Genomic DNA, 15600 nt, shown 5'->3' on the forward strand with positions numbered 1-15600 from the left:
GCCTCGATCGCTGTCAGCCGCGCAACGGATCAGTCGCGCAAGCGGGTACGCCACAGGCTGGCCGCCAGCAGCATGGAAACCACCGACGATCCGATCCAGAACCAGATCACCGGCCCGAAATCATAGGTGCGCACGCCTTCGACCACCTGCATGCCGCGCTCGATCAGGCTGCCCGACACCTGTTCCTGCACGGCGGCACCGATGTAGCTGAAGATGCCGATCACGCCCATCGTCGCGCCGGCCACGCGCTTGGGCGCGATGTCCACCGCGAACAGGCCGCCCAGCGAGGTCACCAGGCCAGTCAGGCCCATGCCGAACAGCAGCATCGACAGGATCAGCATCGGCATGGTGTTGGGGCCGAAGAAGAACAGGCACAGCCCGGTCAGTTCGAGCACTCCGAACAGCAGGTTGGCCGGCGGGCGGCGCGCGCCGAACCACTTGTCCGAGATGAAGCCGAATGCGACCGCGCCGGCGATGCCGGCCAGCGTGCTGGTCATCAGCAGCGTGCCGGCTGCCGGCAGCGAGAAGCCACGCGCTTCCTGCAGGTACAGGATTCCCCACGAGTTGATCGCGTAGCGGGTCACGTAGGTGGTCGCGCTGGCCAGGCACAGCACCCATATCGCCGGGATCTTCAGGATCGACAGCTGCAGGGCCAGCACCGACTTCATACCCGGTTTGTTGCCCTGGTCGTAGCGGTCCTGCTTCCAGTCGTTGATGTTGGGCAGGCCCAGCGTGCCGGGCCGGTCCTGGATCAGCAGGTAGCAACCCAGCGCGGTGAACAGGCCGATCAGGCCCGGACCCCAGAAACCCCAGCGCCAGCCCAGCGAACTGACGGCCACGCCCACCACCAGGAAAGTCAGGCCCTCGCCAATCGAATGCGCCGTGCTCCAGACACCGTAAGCGCGGCCGCGCTCGCGATTGGAGAACCAGTGGGTCATCGCCACCACGCCGCCTGGCGCGCCGAAGCTCTGGAACCAGCCATTGAGTCCCCACAGCACCACCGCCAGCCACAGGGTGGTCGCAAAGCCCATCGCCAGGTTGCACAGCGCCGTCATCATGAAGGCGAAAGCGAGGAACCGCTTCATGTTGGCGTGGTCGGCGAGGAACCCATTGGTCAGCTTTCCGATCGCGTAGGTGTAGAACAGCGCCGAGCCGATCAGCCCCAGGTCGGCCGGCGAGAACACGCCTGCGTCGATCAACGGCTTCTTGACCACGCCCAGCGCCAGGCGGCAGGTATAGATCAGGCCGTAGCCCAGGGTGATGGCGAGCATCACCCGGATCCGGTGCTTGCGGAACAGCTCGGCGATCCGGCCGCTGTCGTCGAGCGGTGTGCGATCGGCACCGGTGGCGAAGAACCTCAGGAATCCCATCACGCTCCCCTCCCAGGAATGCATGGCGACGTGCGCGACCCGCGCACAGGGCCAAGCAAAGTCAGTCAGCGCATGGTCGGTATCACGAAACTCTGGTCGGCCACCGCGCCGCCGCGCGGCCAGCGCTGGGTCACAGTCTTGGTGCGGGTGAAGAAGCGCACGCCATCCTGGCCGTACTGGTTCAGGTCGCCGAAGCCCGAACGCTTCCAGCCGCCGAAGCTGTGGTACGCCACCGGTACCGGGATCGGCACGTTGATGCCGACCATGCCCACCTCGACCTGCTCGGCGAACTCGCGCGCCGCGTCGCCGTTGCGGGTGAAGATCGTCACGCCGTTGCCGTACTGGTGCTGGCTGGGCAGCGCCAGCGCCTGCTCGAAGCTGTCGGCGCGCACGATCTGCAGCACCGGGCCGAAGATCTCTTCGCGGTAAGTGGTCATCTTGTCGGTGACCCGGTCGAACAGGCTGGGTCCGAGGAAGAAGCCGTCCCCATGCCCTGGCAGGCGGAAGCCGCGCCCGTCGACCACCAGTTCGGCGCCCTCGTCCACGCCCATCTGGATGTACTGTTCGATGCGCGCGCGGTGCGCGGCGGTCACCACCGGCCCGAACTGCGCCTGCGGATCGCTGGACACGCCCACGCGCAGGTCCGGAATTCGCGCGACCAGCTTCTCGCGCAGCGCCTGCGCGGTGGCCTCGCCCACTGGCACCACCACCGGCAGCGCCATGCAACGCTCGCCGGCCGAACCGTAGGCGGCGCCGAGGATGTCGGCCACCGCCTGGTCCAGGTCGGCGTCGGGCAGGACGATGCCGTGGTTCTTGGCCCCGCCCATGCACTGCACGCGCTTGCCGTGCTGGGCGCCCAGCGCATACACCGACTGTGCGATGTCGGAAGACCCGACGAAACTCACCGCACGGATCTGCGGGTGCTTGAGGATCGCCTCGACCACGTCCTTGTCGCCGTGCACGACATTGAGTACGCCCTCGGGCAGGCCGGCCTCGATCATCAGCTCGGCCAGGCGCAGCGGCACCGACGGATCGCGTTCGGACGGCTTGAGGATGAAGGCGTTGCCGGCGGCGATGGCCGGGCCGAACATCCACATCGGGATCATCGCCGGGAAGTTGAACGGAGTGATGCCGGCGACCACGCCCAGCGGCTGCCGCATCGAGTACACGTCGATGCCCGGGCCGGCGCCCTGGGTGTACTCGCCCTTGAGCAGATGCGGGATGCCGCAGGCGAACTCGATCACCTCCAGCCCGCGTTGGATGTCGCCCCGCGAATCGCCGTGGACCTTGCCATGCTCGCTGGACAGCAGCGCCGCCAGCTCGTCCATGTGCACCTCGAGCAGGCGCTTGAATTCGAACATCACCCGTGCGCGCCGCTGCGGATTGACCTTTGCCCAGCCACGCTGGGCGAGTACGGCACTCTGCACGGCGCGATCCAGCTCGGCCGTGTTGGCCAGGGCCACGTGCGCCTGCACCTGGCCGCTGTTGGGGTCGAACACATCGCCGTGCCGGCCCGAAGTACCCGCGACGCGGCGTCCGTCGATGAAATGGTCGATATTGCGCATGTCGTGCCTGCCTTGCTGATTCAGCCCTTGCGCACGATCCAGTCGTGCGCCGGGTCGTTGCGGAAGATCCAGCGGCGCTCGGGCCCCGCCATCACGTTGAGGTAGTACAGGTCGTAGCCGTGCGGGGCGCCGACCGGGTGGTAGCCGCGCGGCACCATCACCACATCGCCATCCTCCACCGCCACGGCCTGGTCGATGGAGCGGTCATCGGTATAGACGCGCTGGAACGCGAAACCCTGCGGCGGCTGCAGCCGGTGGTAATAGGTCTCCTCCAGCAGCGTTTCCTCGCCGACGGTGGCCGTATCGTGCTTGTGAGGCGGATAGCTGGACCAGTGGCCGCCGGGGGTGATCACCTCCACCACCAGCAGGCTCTGCGCCGGCTCGCCCTCGGGCAGGATGTTGCGCACGTAGCGGGTGTTGGTGCCGCCGCCACGCGTTTCGCGCGACATGCGCGCCGCATCGATCGCGCGGACTTCGCCGTCACCGGTGCCGGGCGCGGTGCACACCGCCAGCTCGACCGCGCCACGCGCGGTGACCGTGTAAGCGACACCGGCGGGCACGTAGACCGCGCCCGGCGCGCGGTCCTCGAACGGCGAGGCGCGCCCACCCAGTCCGTCGAAGCGACTGTCGGCGGCGATGATGTCGGCACTGCCGGCCACCAGCACCAGGCAGGCTTCCCTGCCCGGCTCGCCGCCGGAATACGACTGCCCGTCGTCCAGCTTCACCACGCGGAAGCCGACATGGTCCCACCCCGCGCTGGCGGGGGTGACCGCCAGCACCGTGCCGTCGGCATCCGGCGCATGCGGGCGCACGCGCAGCGAGCCGTTCATTGCAGGCCCGCCTTCGACGCCTCGTTGCGCAGCGTGCGCAGCCCGAGCTCGGCGTAGGTGCGCGGATCGGCCAGTGCAGGATCCTGCTCGGCCTCGATCACGATCCAGCCCGAATAGTCGATGCGCTTGAGCTCGGCCATCACCTGTGCGTAATCCAGCCCGCCGTCGCCGGGTACGGTGAACATCCCGGCCAGCACACCATCGAGGAAACTGGCGCGGTCCTGCACGACCTTGTCGAAGGTCGCGCCACGCACGTCCTTGCAATGCACATGCGCCACGCGGCCGGGATGTTCGCGAATGACCTTCAACGCATCGATGCCGCCGAGCGCGGCGTGGCCCGTGTCCACGGTCAGGCCGACCGATGGGCCGGTGTGGGCGATGAAGGCATCCAGGTCTTCGCCGCGCTCGACCACCGTGCCCAGGTGGTGGTGATAGGCGAACCTGATTCCCTGGGAACGCACGTAGTCGGCGACCTGGGTCAGGCGCTGGCCGAATTCCGCCCAACCCGCTGCCGGCAGGCGTGGCGTGTCGGACAGCGCGACACCGCGATTGCCGTGGACCGCATTGCTGGTCTCGGCGAACACGAACACGGTGCTGCCCAGCGCCTTGAGCAGGGCCAGGTGGTCCTGCATCGCGGCGATCTCGGCCTGCGCGTCCTGGACCAGCAGCGAACCGCTGTACCAGCCGCCGATCAGGTCCAGCCGGTAGCGCGCGAGCAGCGCCTTGAGGGTGGCCGGATCGCGCGGGAACTTCCCGCCCAGCTCCACGCCCTCGAAGCCTACTTCCTGGATGTCGCGCAGGATGTCCTCCAGCGGTGTGTCGCCGCCCAGCTCGGGCATGTCGTCATTGGCCCAGGCAATGGGGCTCACACCAAAACGTATGCTCATGACAGGTCCCGTTTCATGCGCGCGCCGGCCTCGTAGGCACGGCGCGCTTCGTTGACTTCAGCGCGCGCGGAGACTTCCGGCACGGCCACATCCCACCACCAGCCGCCGGCTTCGGTGGTCTTGCGCGGATCGGTATCGATGACCACCACGTGCGTGCGGTCCGCCGCACGCGCGCGCCCGAGTGCCGCGCGCAGTTCCCCGAGGGTGCCCACGTGCTCGGCGTCGGCTCCCAGGCTGCGCGCGTGCGCGGCGAAATCGATCGCCGGCAGCGTCTCGTGCGCACTGTCGGCCAGCAGGTTGTTGAAGCCCGCCCCGCCGGTGGCGTGCTGCAACCGGTTGATGCAGCCGAAGCCGCGGTTGTCCAGCACCACCACGACCAGGTTGAGGCCGAGCATCACCGAGGTGCTCAGCTCCGAATTCATCATCAGGTAGCTGCCGTCACCGACCATGACCACGACCTGCCGGTCGGGTTGCGCCAGCTTCACCCCCAGCGCGCCGGCGATCTCGTAACCCATGCACGAGTAGCCGTACTCCAAGTGGTAGCCGCCCGGTCGGGCGCAGCGCCACAGCTTGTGCAGCTCGCCCGGCAGGCCGCCGGCGGCGCAGACCACCACCGCGTCATCGCCCACGCTCGCCTGTACCGCGCCGATCACCTGCGCGTCGCTGGGCAGCCGCATGTCGGCCGCGCCGGCGGTGGCCGCCTGCACGTTCGCGTTCCAGCGCGACAGTTCACCGGCATCGATGTCCTGCACGCCCTGCGCCACGTGCCAGCCGGCCAACCGTTCGCGCAGCGCGGCGAGCACCACGTGCGCATCGCCCACCACGGGCACGGCGCCGTGCTTGTGCGCATCGAACGGCTGCAGGTTCACCTGGAACAGGCGCGCGTCCGGGAACAGGCTGCGCGAGCCCGTGGTGAAATCCTGCAGGCGCGTACCCAGGCCGACCACGACATCGGCCGATTGCGCCGCAGCGTTGGCGGCGCTGGATCCGGTGACGCCAATCGAACCCAGGTTGCGCGGATGGTCCCAGGGCAAGCCGCCCTTGCCAGCCTGCGTTTCGGCGACCGGCAGGCCGGTGGCATCGGCCAGCGCGGCCAGTTCGCCTTCGGCCAGGCTGTAGAGCACGCCGCCGCCGGCGACCAGCAACGGACGCTTCGCTGTGCGGATGGCAGCGACCAGCGCGTCGAGTTCGGCTGCATCCGGCGGCGGACGCCGCGTGGGCCAGAAGCGCGGCGCGAAGAATTCCACCGGATAGTCGAACGCCTCGGCCTGCACGTCCTGGCAGAACGCCAGGGTCGCCGGACCGCAGGCCGCCGGATCGCGCAGCACGGCCATCGCCTTGGGCAGCGCATCCAGGATCTGCTCGGGCCGCATGATGCGGTCGAAATAGCGCGAGACCGGGCGGAAGCAGTCGTTGGCCGACACGGTGCCGTCGGCGAAGTTCTCCACCTGCTGCAGCACCGGATCCGGGCGCCGGCTGGCATAGACGTCGCCGGGCAGGAACAACACCGGCAGGCGGTTCACATGCGCCACGGCCGCAGCGGTGACCATGTTGGTCGCGCCCGGCCCGATCGAGCTGGTGCATACCATCGCCCGTTGCCGGCGCATCTGCTTGGCGTAGGCCACCGCGGCATGCGCCATGCCCTGCTCGTTGTGCGCGCGCAAGGTCGGCAGCACATCGCGGTGCGCATACAGCGCCTCGCCCAGGCCTGCGACATTGCCGTGGCCGAAGATCGCCCAGGCGCCGGCGAAATACGGCACGCGCGCACCATCGACCTCCACCTGCTGGGCCGCCAGCCAGCGCACGGTCGCCTGCGCGGCGGTGAGTCGGATCCTGTCCATGCCGTCAGCGGGCTCCCTGGTTCGCCTTGGCCGCACGCCAGGCATCGACCAGCACGCTGAAGCGGCGCGCCAGGTCCTCGATCGCAGCCTCATCGTCGATCTTGCCGGTCAGCCAGCGCTCGGCGGCGTCGGCGAAGATCGTGCGACCGACCGCAAAGCCCTTGACCACCGGCACCGACGCGGCGGCCTGGAACGAGGCGATCAGTTCGTCTTCCGGCGCCGACAGGCCCAGCAGCACCACGCCGCGGCAGCGCGGATCGTTGGCGGCGATCCCCGCCTCGATGTTGCGCCAGGCGCGGGCGCTGTCGTTGGGCTCCAGCTTCCACCAGTCCGGACGCATGCCCAGATCGTACATGCGCTGCATGGCGCGGGCGACCGTGGCATCGTCCACCACGCCATTGCGCGAAGCGATGATCTCCACCAGCAGCTCGTGGCGGGTCTGGCGCGCGGCGTCGTGCAGCCGCAGCAGCTGGCGCTCCTGGCGCTCGCGCAGGTCGGCCGGATCGTCCGGGTGGTAGAACACCAGGCACTTGACCACGTGGTTGGCCGGCCAGGTCGACAGCTCGGTGGCCACGTCCGGGCTGCTTTCGAACTCGAGCGGGCACGAGCCGGGCAGTTCGATCGGCCGGCCGATCCAGTACGGATGATCGGCCGCCGCCTCCAGCCCGCGCATGCCGAAGCGACCATCGAGCAGCAGGCCGAACCCGGGGTCTCCGCCGGCCAGCCGGTCGACCGCCTTGAGCGCCAGCGCCTTGAACCGCGGGATCAGCGCCGGGTCGGCGCCGGTCTGTTCGCACAGCGCCTCGAACTGGCTGCGATGGTCCATCGCCAGCACGGTCAGGTGCGGCCAGTCGCCCACGCGGGTGGTGGCCCAATGGGTCTGTTCCAGCGCCAGGTCATCGCGCAGGCGATGCGGATGGGTGCTGGCCAGGAACTGCTGCAGCTCGTCCCAGGTCGGCATCGCCGGCGAGCAGCCGTGCCGCGACACCACGATCGCCCCGCAGGCATTGGCGTAGCTGCACGACTGCTCCAGCGGCTCATCGCGCAGCCATCCACGCAGGAAGCCGGCCATGAACGCATCGCCGGCGCCAAGCACGTTGAACACCTCCACACTGAAGCCGCGACCGACCACGCCCTGCTCCAGGCGGTCGGGCACCTGCGCGGGGAAGGCGACGCAGCCCAGTGGTCCGCGCTTGCACACCAGCAGCGCATCGGATTTCTCGCGGATCGCGCGTAACGCAGCGATCGTGTCGGTGGTCCCGCCGAGGATGTGCACCTCTTCCTCGGTGCCCACGATCAGGTCGCACAGCGGCAGTACCTGCTGCAGGCGCGCGGTGACACCGGCATCGGCGACGAAGCGGTTCTCACCCATGTCCTTGCGGGTCAGTCCCCACAGGACCGGCCGGTAATCGATGTCGAACACCACGCGCGCGCCATTGGCGCGGGCGATCGTGCAGGCACGCAGGCACGCATCGAAGACGTTGTCGCGCGACAGGTGGGTGCCGTTGATCAGCACCGCACCGGCCGAGCGGATGAAGGCCTCGTCCACGTCGCCGGCTTCCAGCGCCATGTCCGCGCAGTTCTCGCGGTAGAAGATCAGCGGGAAGGTTTCCGGGTCGCGGATGCCCAGGAACACCAGCGCGGTCAGCCGCGACGGGTCCTCCAGAACGCCGGCGGTGACCACGCCTTCGCGCGCGAGTTGCTCGCGGATGAAACGGCCGAAGTGGTCGGCGCCGACCCGGGTCAGCAGGCCGCTGCGCAGGCCCAGGCGTGACGCCCCGACCGCGGTATTGGTCGGGCTGCCGCCGATGTACTTGGCGAAGGACGCCATGTCCTCCAGCCGTCCGCCGATCTGCTCGCCATAGAGGTCGATGCAGGACCGGCCGATCGTGATCAGGTCCAGTTGTCGCTCCGCCGCCATGCAGGCCGCCCCTTGCCCGTGCGCGGCGACCATCGCCACGACACGTGTAACGTATATTCTATTTTTTATCCCAACGCAACATTCATTTCATTTTTTTACCGGCCTTCTTCGCCCCGCGGGCCGGGGTGCCGCCGCCGGTCGTAGCGAACGCGTACGAGATCACCAGGGCCTGGGCCAGGCACATCGACGCCGACAGCGAGCGGAACTTGCGGATCTCCGCCTCGCGCACCTGCAGCACCTGGGTGGCCGGCTTGGCCACCGGGCTGACCAGGCTGTCGCTGATCGACAGCACCTTGCAGCCGCGATCGGCGGCCGCGTGCACCAGTTGCACGCTTTCCTCGGCGTACGGGTGGTAGCTGACCGCCACCAGCAGGTCGCGCGGGGACAGCGCATGGGCCTGCTGCATCGCCATGCCGCCGATGCCGTCGATCAGCACCGTGCGCTTGTCGGCCTGGTGCAGCGAATAGGCCAGGTACGAAGCCACCGCGAAGGATCGGCGGAAGCCGGCGATGAACACCGTCTCGGCCTGGACCAGCAACTTGACCGCGCGGGCCAGCTCGTCGCGGCTGACCATCTTGGCCAGGTTTTCCAGCGCCAGCGTGTTGCCCTCGACGAACTCTGCCAGCACCTGCCCCGGATCGCCGACAGCCTTGTTGTCCACCGCCTGGGTGAACTCGCGCACGCGCTCGCCGTAACCCTGCTGGGCGCTGCCGAGCAGGCCGTCGACGAACAGCCGCTGCATCTGGCTGGCACCATCGAAGCCGAAATGCTTGGCGAAGCGCACGATCGCCGACGGCTGCACCTCGGTGCGCTCGGCCAGCACCGCCACCGTTTCCAGCGCCACCGCGCTGGGCTCGTCCAGCACGTAGCGCGCGATCTGCTTGAGTCGTTTGCTCAGCTCCTCGTACTGCTCGAGGATCGCCGAGCGCAATTCCTCTGCGGTCGCGGGCGGGACATTGCGCTGGGTCATGCGGGGCTCCTTGCGGTTCGCGGGGGTCAGGAGCGGTCCGGCCGGGTGGTCGCTCGCTACGGGCAGTGTAAATTCTATTTGCATTCCAAAAAAGAACAAATATTCTATCTGCTGCATCCAGCGCCGTGGAGGGCATTGTGGAGCGAATCGATGTCGCGCTGATCGGCGCCGGCAGGATGGGACAGGTCCATGGGACCAATGCCGCCACCCACCCGGCCCTGCGCCTGAAGTACGTGGTCGACCCGCGCCCGGAGGCCGCCGCCGCCATGGCCGGCCGCTTCGACGCGCAGGTCGCGCCGCTGGAACAGGCCCTGGCCGACCCGTCGGTGGCCGGCGTACTGGTCTGCAGCTCCACCGACCAGCACCTGCAGCACGCGCTGGCCGCGGTGCGCGCCGGCAAGGCGGTGTTCTGCGAAAAGCCCATCGACCTGGACCTGGACAAGGTCCGCGGGGCGGCGCCGGAATTCGCAGGCGCCCGCTTCCAGCTCGGCTTCAACCGGCGCTTCGACCCGCACTTCCGTGCGCTGCGGCAGCGCCTGCTCGGCGGCGAGATCGGCGTTCTGGAGACGCTGCACATCGTCAACCACGATCCGGCCGCCCCGCCGCCAGGCTTCGTTCCCACCAGCGGCGGGCTGTTCAAGGACTTCACGATCCATGACCTGGACATGGCCCGCTGGCTGCTGGGCGAGGAGCCCAGCGAGGTGTTCGCCCTGGCCAGCTGCCTGGTGGACCCGGAAATCGGCCGGCTCGGCGACGTGGATACCGCGCGCACCCTGCTGCGCACGCCCAGCGGCCGGTTGTGCGTGATCTCCAACACCCGCCGCAGTGGCTATGGCTACGACCAGCGGATCGAGGCCTGCGGCTCCGGCGGCATGCTGGCGGCCGGCAATGTCCAGGCCGATACCGTGCTGGCGCTGACCGATGGCGGCACGGCAGGCGCGCCGATCCAGCCCGATTTCCCGCGGCGCTACGGCGAGGCCTATCGGCTGCAGCTGGATCACTTCGCCAGCGTGCTGCGCGGGCAGGCGCAACCGCAGGTCGGTTATGCCGATGGCATCGCCGCGCTCGTGCTGGCCGAGGCCTGCCAGCAATCCGTGCGCTCCGGCGCCCCCGTCTTCCTCTGAAGGAACCGCCATGCATGACATCGTCCTGATCGGCGCCGGCCGCATCGGCCGCATCCACGCCCGCAACGCGGCGCTCGATCCCCGCCTGCGCCTGGCCGGCATCGTCGATCCGGTGGACGCGGCCGCCCAGGCGCTGGCCACCGAATGGAACACCGCCGTCACCACCCTGGACCAGGCGCTGGCCGATCCGGCGGTGGCCGGCGTGATCATCGCCAGTTCCACCGATACGCACCTGGAGTACAGCCTGCGCGCCGCGGCGGCCGGCAAGGCGGTGTTCTGCGAGAAGCCGATCGACCAGGACCTGGCGCGGGCCCGCCCGGCCGCGCGCGAACTGCCCGCCGCGCGCCTGCTGCTGGCCTTCAACCGCCGCTTCGATCCCAACTTCCAGGCGCTCAAGGCGCGCCTGGATGGCGGCAGCGTCGGCAGCCTGGAAACCCTGCAGATCACCTCCAACGATCCCTCGCCGCCGCCGCCTGCGTATGTCGCCATTTCCGGCGGCCTGTTCAAGGACATGGCCATCCACGACTTCGACATGGCCCGCTGGCTGCTGGGCGAAGAGCCGGTGGCGGTGTTTGCCAGCGGCAGCTGCCTGGTCGATCCGGAAATCGGCAAGCTGGGCGACGTGGACACCGCCCGCACCCTGCTGCGCACCGCGTCGGGCAAGCTGTGCGTGATCTCCAACAGCCGGCGTTCGGGCTTCGGCTACGACCAGCGTATCGAGGCCTACGCCTCGGCCGGCATGGTCCGCGCCGACAACGTCACCGAATCCACTGTGCAGGTATGGGGCGAAGGCGGCGCGGCGGCCGATCGCTTCCAGAACTTCTTCCTCGACCGCTACGCCGAAGCGTATCGCCGCGAGATGGAGCACTTCGCCGATATCCTCGACGGCGCGCAGCCTTCGGTGGGTTATGTCGATGGCGTGGCCGCACTTGCGCTGGCCGAGGCGGCCGCCGAATCGGCGCGCACCGGCAAGGTCGTGCAGCCCTGAGTCCAGGGCTGCATTGGCGGGAATGAGAAGACCCGGCAATGCCGGGTCTTCTTTCTTGTGGCAGTAGATGTCGCCGCAGAAGTCACGCCGGGGCGGCCAGCCCGCCTCCGTCAATGCGTGGCTTCGGCGGCGGCGTGCAACGGCGCGATCAACCTGCCGCGGACCAGTTCGCCGAAGCGTTCGAGACTGCAGGGTTCGGCGCACCCGGGAATCGGCAGGTACTCGTGCGCGGCCGGATTGGAGGCATCCAGCACCTGCAGTTCACGCACCTGCGGCATGGTCTGCGAGCGGTAGAACGCGCGCACGAACTGCTGCCCCTTCGCATCGGACAGCACCTCGAAGCCGAGCGCACCGCCCGGCGGCGGGTCGTCGCGCGGATAGCCGGGCACGGTCCAGTGCAGGTCCAGGAACCCGCCCAGGTCTGCGATGTTGGTGTCGTGGCCGACCAGCACCGTCAGCCTCGGCCCGCCCTCCATCGCCGCCAGCATGCGCGTGGCCAGCGGTGAGGCCGCGCGCGCGGCCACGTAGGGCGCGCGCCCTTCGTAGCGGAACTTGAGGGAATGGAATTCCAGCAGCTGCCCGATCTGCTCCGGCGTAAGCCGGCCCCAGGCCACCTCCTCCATCGGCTTGCCTTCCAGGTACTCGAGCAGGAAGGTCTGGCTGATGGTGGAGGCCAGGCCGAACGGATCGCCCACGTCGGGACGGTCGTCCTCGTTGCGCACGATGCCCGGCGTCATGCGCGAGATGTCGCAGGCCTGGCCGGGCTCGCAACCCAGCGCCTGGTTCAGCAGCGCAAACAGCGGCGCCTGCGCGCGCAGCTCGGCCTCCATCCCGCCGGCAGGCGCCATGGCCTGCACCGCGCGCAAGGCCTCGTCCGGATCGATCGGCATCGCGCCGGCATCCAGTGGATGGAATTCCACGTCCGCTTCGGGACTCGCAGGAAAAGCGATATCCACTGCGCAGCCGGGCCACATGCCGGCCACCAGCGCGCGCGCGGTGTCCTGCGTGCGCGGTTTGGAACTGGCCGCCACTTCGACGTCGCCCGCCGCAGGACAGCCGTTGGACGCCAGCAGCCCGCGCTGGCGCCATTGCGCGATGTCCCAGGCGCCCAGCCGCTCCACGGCGTCGAAGCCGTGCGGAGTGAGCTGGCCGAACTCGACCGGCCACGCCGGCCAGGGCTGGTCGGCGACGCCATCGGGCGCCACCTTGGCCTTGGTCGGTGGGCGCACGCCGTGGCGCATCAGCATCACCACGCGATCGAGCTTGAGCGGTTCCTGCGCTTCGGCGGCATCGACGGCGGCCGGTGCGTCGGCCTGCGCCTGCGGCGCCTGCGCGCCGCGGTCGGTACAGCCGGCGATCGCCGCCACGACGGACGCGGCCAACAGGCCGCGCAGCAAGGGGATGGTCTTCATGTTATGCGACTCCGGACAAAACCGGCGGCCCCGCAGGGCCGCCGCAAGCACATCAGCACGCGGGGAGCGTCAGAACTTGTATTGCAGGCCCAGGCGGACAGTGGCGCCGTAGATCTCCGTCTCGCCCAGCCGGTCGCGGTAGCCCATGTAGGTGCGCATGGCCGCATCGTTGAGGTTGCTGCCCTCCAAGAACACGGTCAGGTCTTCACCGAAGGTGTAGGCCACGCGCGCATCCCACTGGTCCAGGCGATCCAGGTAGACGTCTTCCCCGGGATCTCCGCCCACTTCCATCAGCTGCTCGGAGCGGTAGGTATAGGCCAGGCGCGCCGAGAAACCGTACTTCTCGTAGGAGATCTGCGCCGAAGCGACCCGGTCGGACTGGTCGATCAGCGGCAGCGTATCGTCGCGATCGGGGATGCCCGAAGCCTCCGAATCGGAGAACGTCATGTTGGCACCCACGCTGAAACCGTCGAATGGCGCCGGCAGGAAGCTGAGCTCGTACTGCGCGTTGAGCTCCAGGCCCTTGAGCTTGGCCGAATCGGCATTGGTCCAGCTGCTGACTTCGGCATTGGTCAGGTCCATGCCGCCGAACGTGCCGTCCTGCCCGCCGTTGGTCGACTCGAAGATCGGGTTCTCGATGTCCTTGTAGAACACCGCCGCCGACAGCAGGCCGCGATTGCCGACGTAGTACTCGATCGACAGGTCGAAGTTGTTCGAGTACAGCGGCTTCAGGTCCGGATTACCCATCGATACCTCCGGCTCGGAGCTGCTCGCATCCTCGATCTCCACGAACGGCGCCAGCGACTCGTAGTTCGGCCGGCCGATCGCCCGGGTCGCCGCGGCGCGCACGACCAGGTTCTCCTTGGGGTCGAAACGTACGTTCAGGCCCGGGAAGAAGTCGGTGTAGCTGCGCGATCCAAAGCTGTTGAACGGATCGTCCAGCGACGCGTTGTCCAGGTCGAACGCATAGGCCGCGTAATCACCCTGGGTGTGCTCCATGCGCACGCCGGGGATCCAGGTCACGTCGCCGTAGCGCAGCCGGCCCATGATGTAGGCCGAGGTGATCTTCTCGGTGATGCGGAAATCGCCGGCCAGCGAGGCGGACAACGTGCCTGCCTCGTCCTCTTCGAACTCGCCGGTATTGGCATTGAAGTAGGCATTGGCCGCCGGACCGTTGATCGTCGGCCCGAAACGATAGCGCCCGTTCCAGATGCTGCCGATCGGCCTGCCTGCGACATCGGCCAGGGTCAGGTCGCCGTCATCGTATTCCCAGGCCTCGCCGTTCTGGTCGTTGGTCTTGCGACGGTCGATGTACTTGGCGCCGAACTGCAGGTCCGAGCCGTCGCCGATCGCGATCGGCATCATGTAATCCACGCGCGCCTGGTACAGGTCCTCCACGGCGCGACGCGACTCGGGCTCGTAGAAGTCCGGCTCGTACAGCGAGGCGTCGTACGGATCCTCGCCCCACGGCACGACCAGGTACGGGTCGGGCACCAGGTTGTACTCGCCGCTCACGTCGCCCTGCTTGAAGCCCCACTCGTCGCGGTGCGGGTCGCGCTTGTCGGCGCGCGAGTAGGTCAGTTCGGTGCGCAGCTCGCTGTCGTCGAACTTGAACTTGCCGCCGATCGAGGACGTGAAGGTGCTGGTGTCCTCCTGGCGGGTACGCAGCGCGCGCGCGCCCTCGGCGTCGGTGAAGTTTCCGCCATCCGGGCCGAGCGGGATGATGCCGTCCTCGTCGAATTCCACCGAGAACCGGTCGCGGGTCTCGGAGTCCTCGTACTTGGAGTACATCAGGCGCAGGAACATGCTGGTGTCGTCGTTGGGCCGCCAGTCGAAGTTGGCGACCGCGCCACTGCGCGTGCGGTTGGTGTTGTACTGGCGCAAGTCCAGACCTTCGGGGACGATTTCGTCGTCGACCTCGATCCAGTCGCCGGTGTTCTGTACGTTCTGCGTTCCGATCTTGCGGTCGGAATAGTTCAGCGCCACCACCGCGCCGAACTGCCCGTCTGCGCCGAAGCGGCCGCCGTAAGCGCCGTCGAACTCGTACGGATTGGAGTTGTTGAGGTCGTTGTGCCCGTACGCGCCGCGCAGGTTGCCGAAGTTGCCCTGGCGATCAAACGCACTGAGGGTTTCGATATTCACCGCACCGGCGATCGAGTTGGCGTCCATGTCCGGGGTGATCGTCTTGGACACGGTGACCGCGCCGATCAGCGCCGACGGAATGTCGTCCAGCTTCACCTGCCGGCCATCCGGCTCCGGTGCCGGCGCCGTCTGGCCGTTGAGTGACACGTTCAGCAGGTCGGGCGAGACGCCGCGCACCGTCAGGTAACGGCCTTCGCCCTGATCGTTCTGGGTGGTGACGCCGGGCAGGCGCCGTACCGCCTCGGCCACGTTCTGGTCGGGCAGCCGGCCGACGTCGTCGGAACGGATCGCATCGACCTGTGCATCGGCGAAACGCTTGTCGTCGATCGCCGCCCGATCCGCCGCCCGTCGGCCGGTCACCTGCACGGTGTCCAGCTGGGTGGGGTCGGTGTCTGCCGCTGCCGCACTGTTTGGATCCTGGGCCGATACCTGGCCCGCCATGACTGCAAGGTTGCTCAATATGAATGCCGCCAAGGCATTCCTTCGGATCTTACGCATCGTCGAGTCCCTCCCAAGGACAACGGCCGCGAGCCCGTGCAATACCGCCGGA

At 68.5% G+C, this 15600-nt stretch carries 11 protein-coding genes; 2 read left to right on the forward strand and 9 right to left on the reverse strand.

Going from position 1 to position 15600, the window contains the following annotated elements; translation table 11 throughout:
- Positions 1–29: 29 nt before the first annotated feature.
- The 7 genes from CSC64_RS06115 to CSC64_RS06145 form a co-directional block, all read right to left on the reverse strand.
- Positions 30–1370: an MFS transporter gene (locus CSC64_RS06115; protein WP_238389786.1), complete on the reverse strand. Its 1341-nt coding sequence runs from the start codon at positions 1368–1370 to the stop codon at positions 30–32.
- A 65-nt stretch (positions 1371–1435) separates the two neighbouring features.
- Positions 1436–2935, reverse strand: coding sequence for a CoA-acylating methylmalonate-semialdehyde dehydrogenase (locus CSC64_RS06120; protein WP_162434443.1), 1500 nt, complete (start codon positions 2933–2935; stop codon positions 1436–1438).
- 20 nt (positions 2936–2955) lie between these two features.
- Positions 2956–3765 (reverse strand): 5-deoxy-glucuronate isomerase, encoded by an 810-nt coding sequence (gene iolB, locus CSC64_RS06125; protein ID WP_162434444.1) that lies wholly within the window; start codon positions 3763–3765, stop codon positions 2956–2958.
- A complete protein-coding gene (gene iolE / locus CSC64_RS06130; RefSeq protein ID WP_162434445.1) occupies positions 3762–4652 on the reverse strand; it encodes a myo-inosose-2 dehydratase in 891 nt (296 codons plus the stop codon). Before iolE ends, iolB begins: the two co-directional genes overlap by 4 nt.
- A complete protein-coding gene (gene iolD, locus CSC64_RS06135) occupies positions 4649–6493 on the reverse strand; it encodes a 3D-(3,5/4)-trihydroxycyclohexane-1,2-dione acylhydrolase (decyclizing) (protein ID WP_162434446.1) in 1845 nt (614 codons plus the stop codon). The genes iolE and iolD overlap by 4 nt, the downstream gene beginning before the upstream one ends.
- A gap of 4 nt (positions 6494–6497) precedes the next feature.
- Positions 6498–8414, reverse strand: a complete 1917-nt coding sequence (locus tag CSC64_RS06140; protein WP_162434447.1) for a bifunctional 5-dehydro-2-deoxygluconokinase/5-dehydro-2-deoxyphosphogluconate aldolase — start codon at positions 8412–8414, stop codon at positions 6498–6500.
- Positions 8415–8496: 82 nt separating this feature from the next.
- Complete coding sequence (locus tag CSC64_RS06145) at positions 8497–9384, reverse strand: MurR/RpiR family transcriptional regulator (RefSeq protein ID WP_162434448.1); 888 nt, start codon at positions 9382–9384, stop codon at positions 8497–8499.
- A gap of 137 nt (positions 9385–9521) precedes the next feature.
- Between CSC64_RS06145 and iolG (CSC64_RS06150) the strand changes: the two genes are divergently transcribed.
- Both iolG (CSC64_RS06150) and iolG (CSC64_RS06155) read left to right on the forward strand, forming a co-directional pair.
- Positions 9522–10508 carry an inositol 2-dehydrogenase gene (gene iolG / locus CSC64_RS06150; RefSeq protein WP_202922325.1) on the forward strand — a complete coding sequence of 329 codons (987 nt, stop codon included), beginning with the start codon at positions 9522–9524 and terminating at the stop codon, positions 10506–10508.
- 10 nt (positions 10509–10518) lie between these two features.
- Positions 10519–11496, forward strand: coding sequence for an inositol 2-dehydrogenase (gene iolG / locus CSC64_RS06155; RefSeq protein ID WP_162434449.1), 978 nt, complete (start codon positions 10519–10521; stop codon positions 11494–11496).
- Between the two features lie 110 nt (positions 11497–11606).
- Here the strand turns inward: iolG (CSC64_RS06155) and CSC64_RS06160 are convergent, their stop codons facing one another.
- Both CSC64_RS06160 and CSC64_RS06165 read right to left on the reverse strand, forming a co-directional pair.
- Positions 11607–12908, reverse strand: a complete 1302-nt coding sequence (locus tag CSC64_RS06160; RefSeq protein ID WP_162434450.1) for a histidine-type phosphatase — start codon at positions 12906–12908, stop codon at positions 11607–11609.
- Positions 12909–12977: 69 nt separating this feature from the next.
- A complete protein-coding gene (locus tag CSC64_RS06165; RefSeq protein ID WP_162434451.1) occupies positions 12978–15509 on the reverse strand; it encodes a TonB-dependent receptor in 2532 nt (843 codons plus the stop codon).
- Positions 15510–15600: the final 91 nt, after the last annotated feature.

It is taken from the genome of Pseudoxanthomonas koreensis (assembly GCF_010093225.1).
Taxonomy (GTDB): Bacteria; Pseudomonadota; Gammaproteobacteria; order Xanthomonadales; family Xanthomonadaceae; genus Pseudoxanthomonas; species Pseudoxanthomonas koreensis.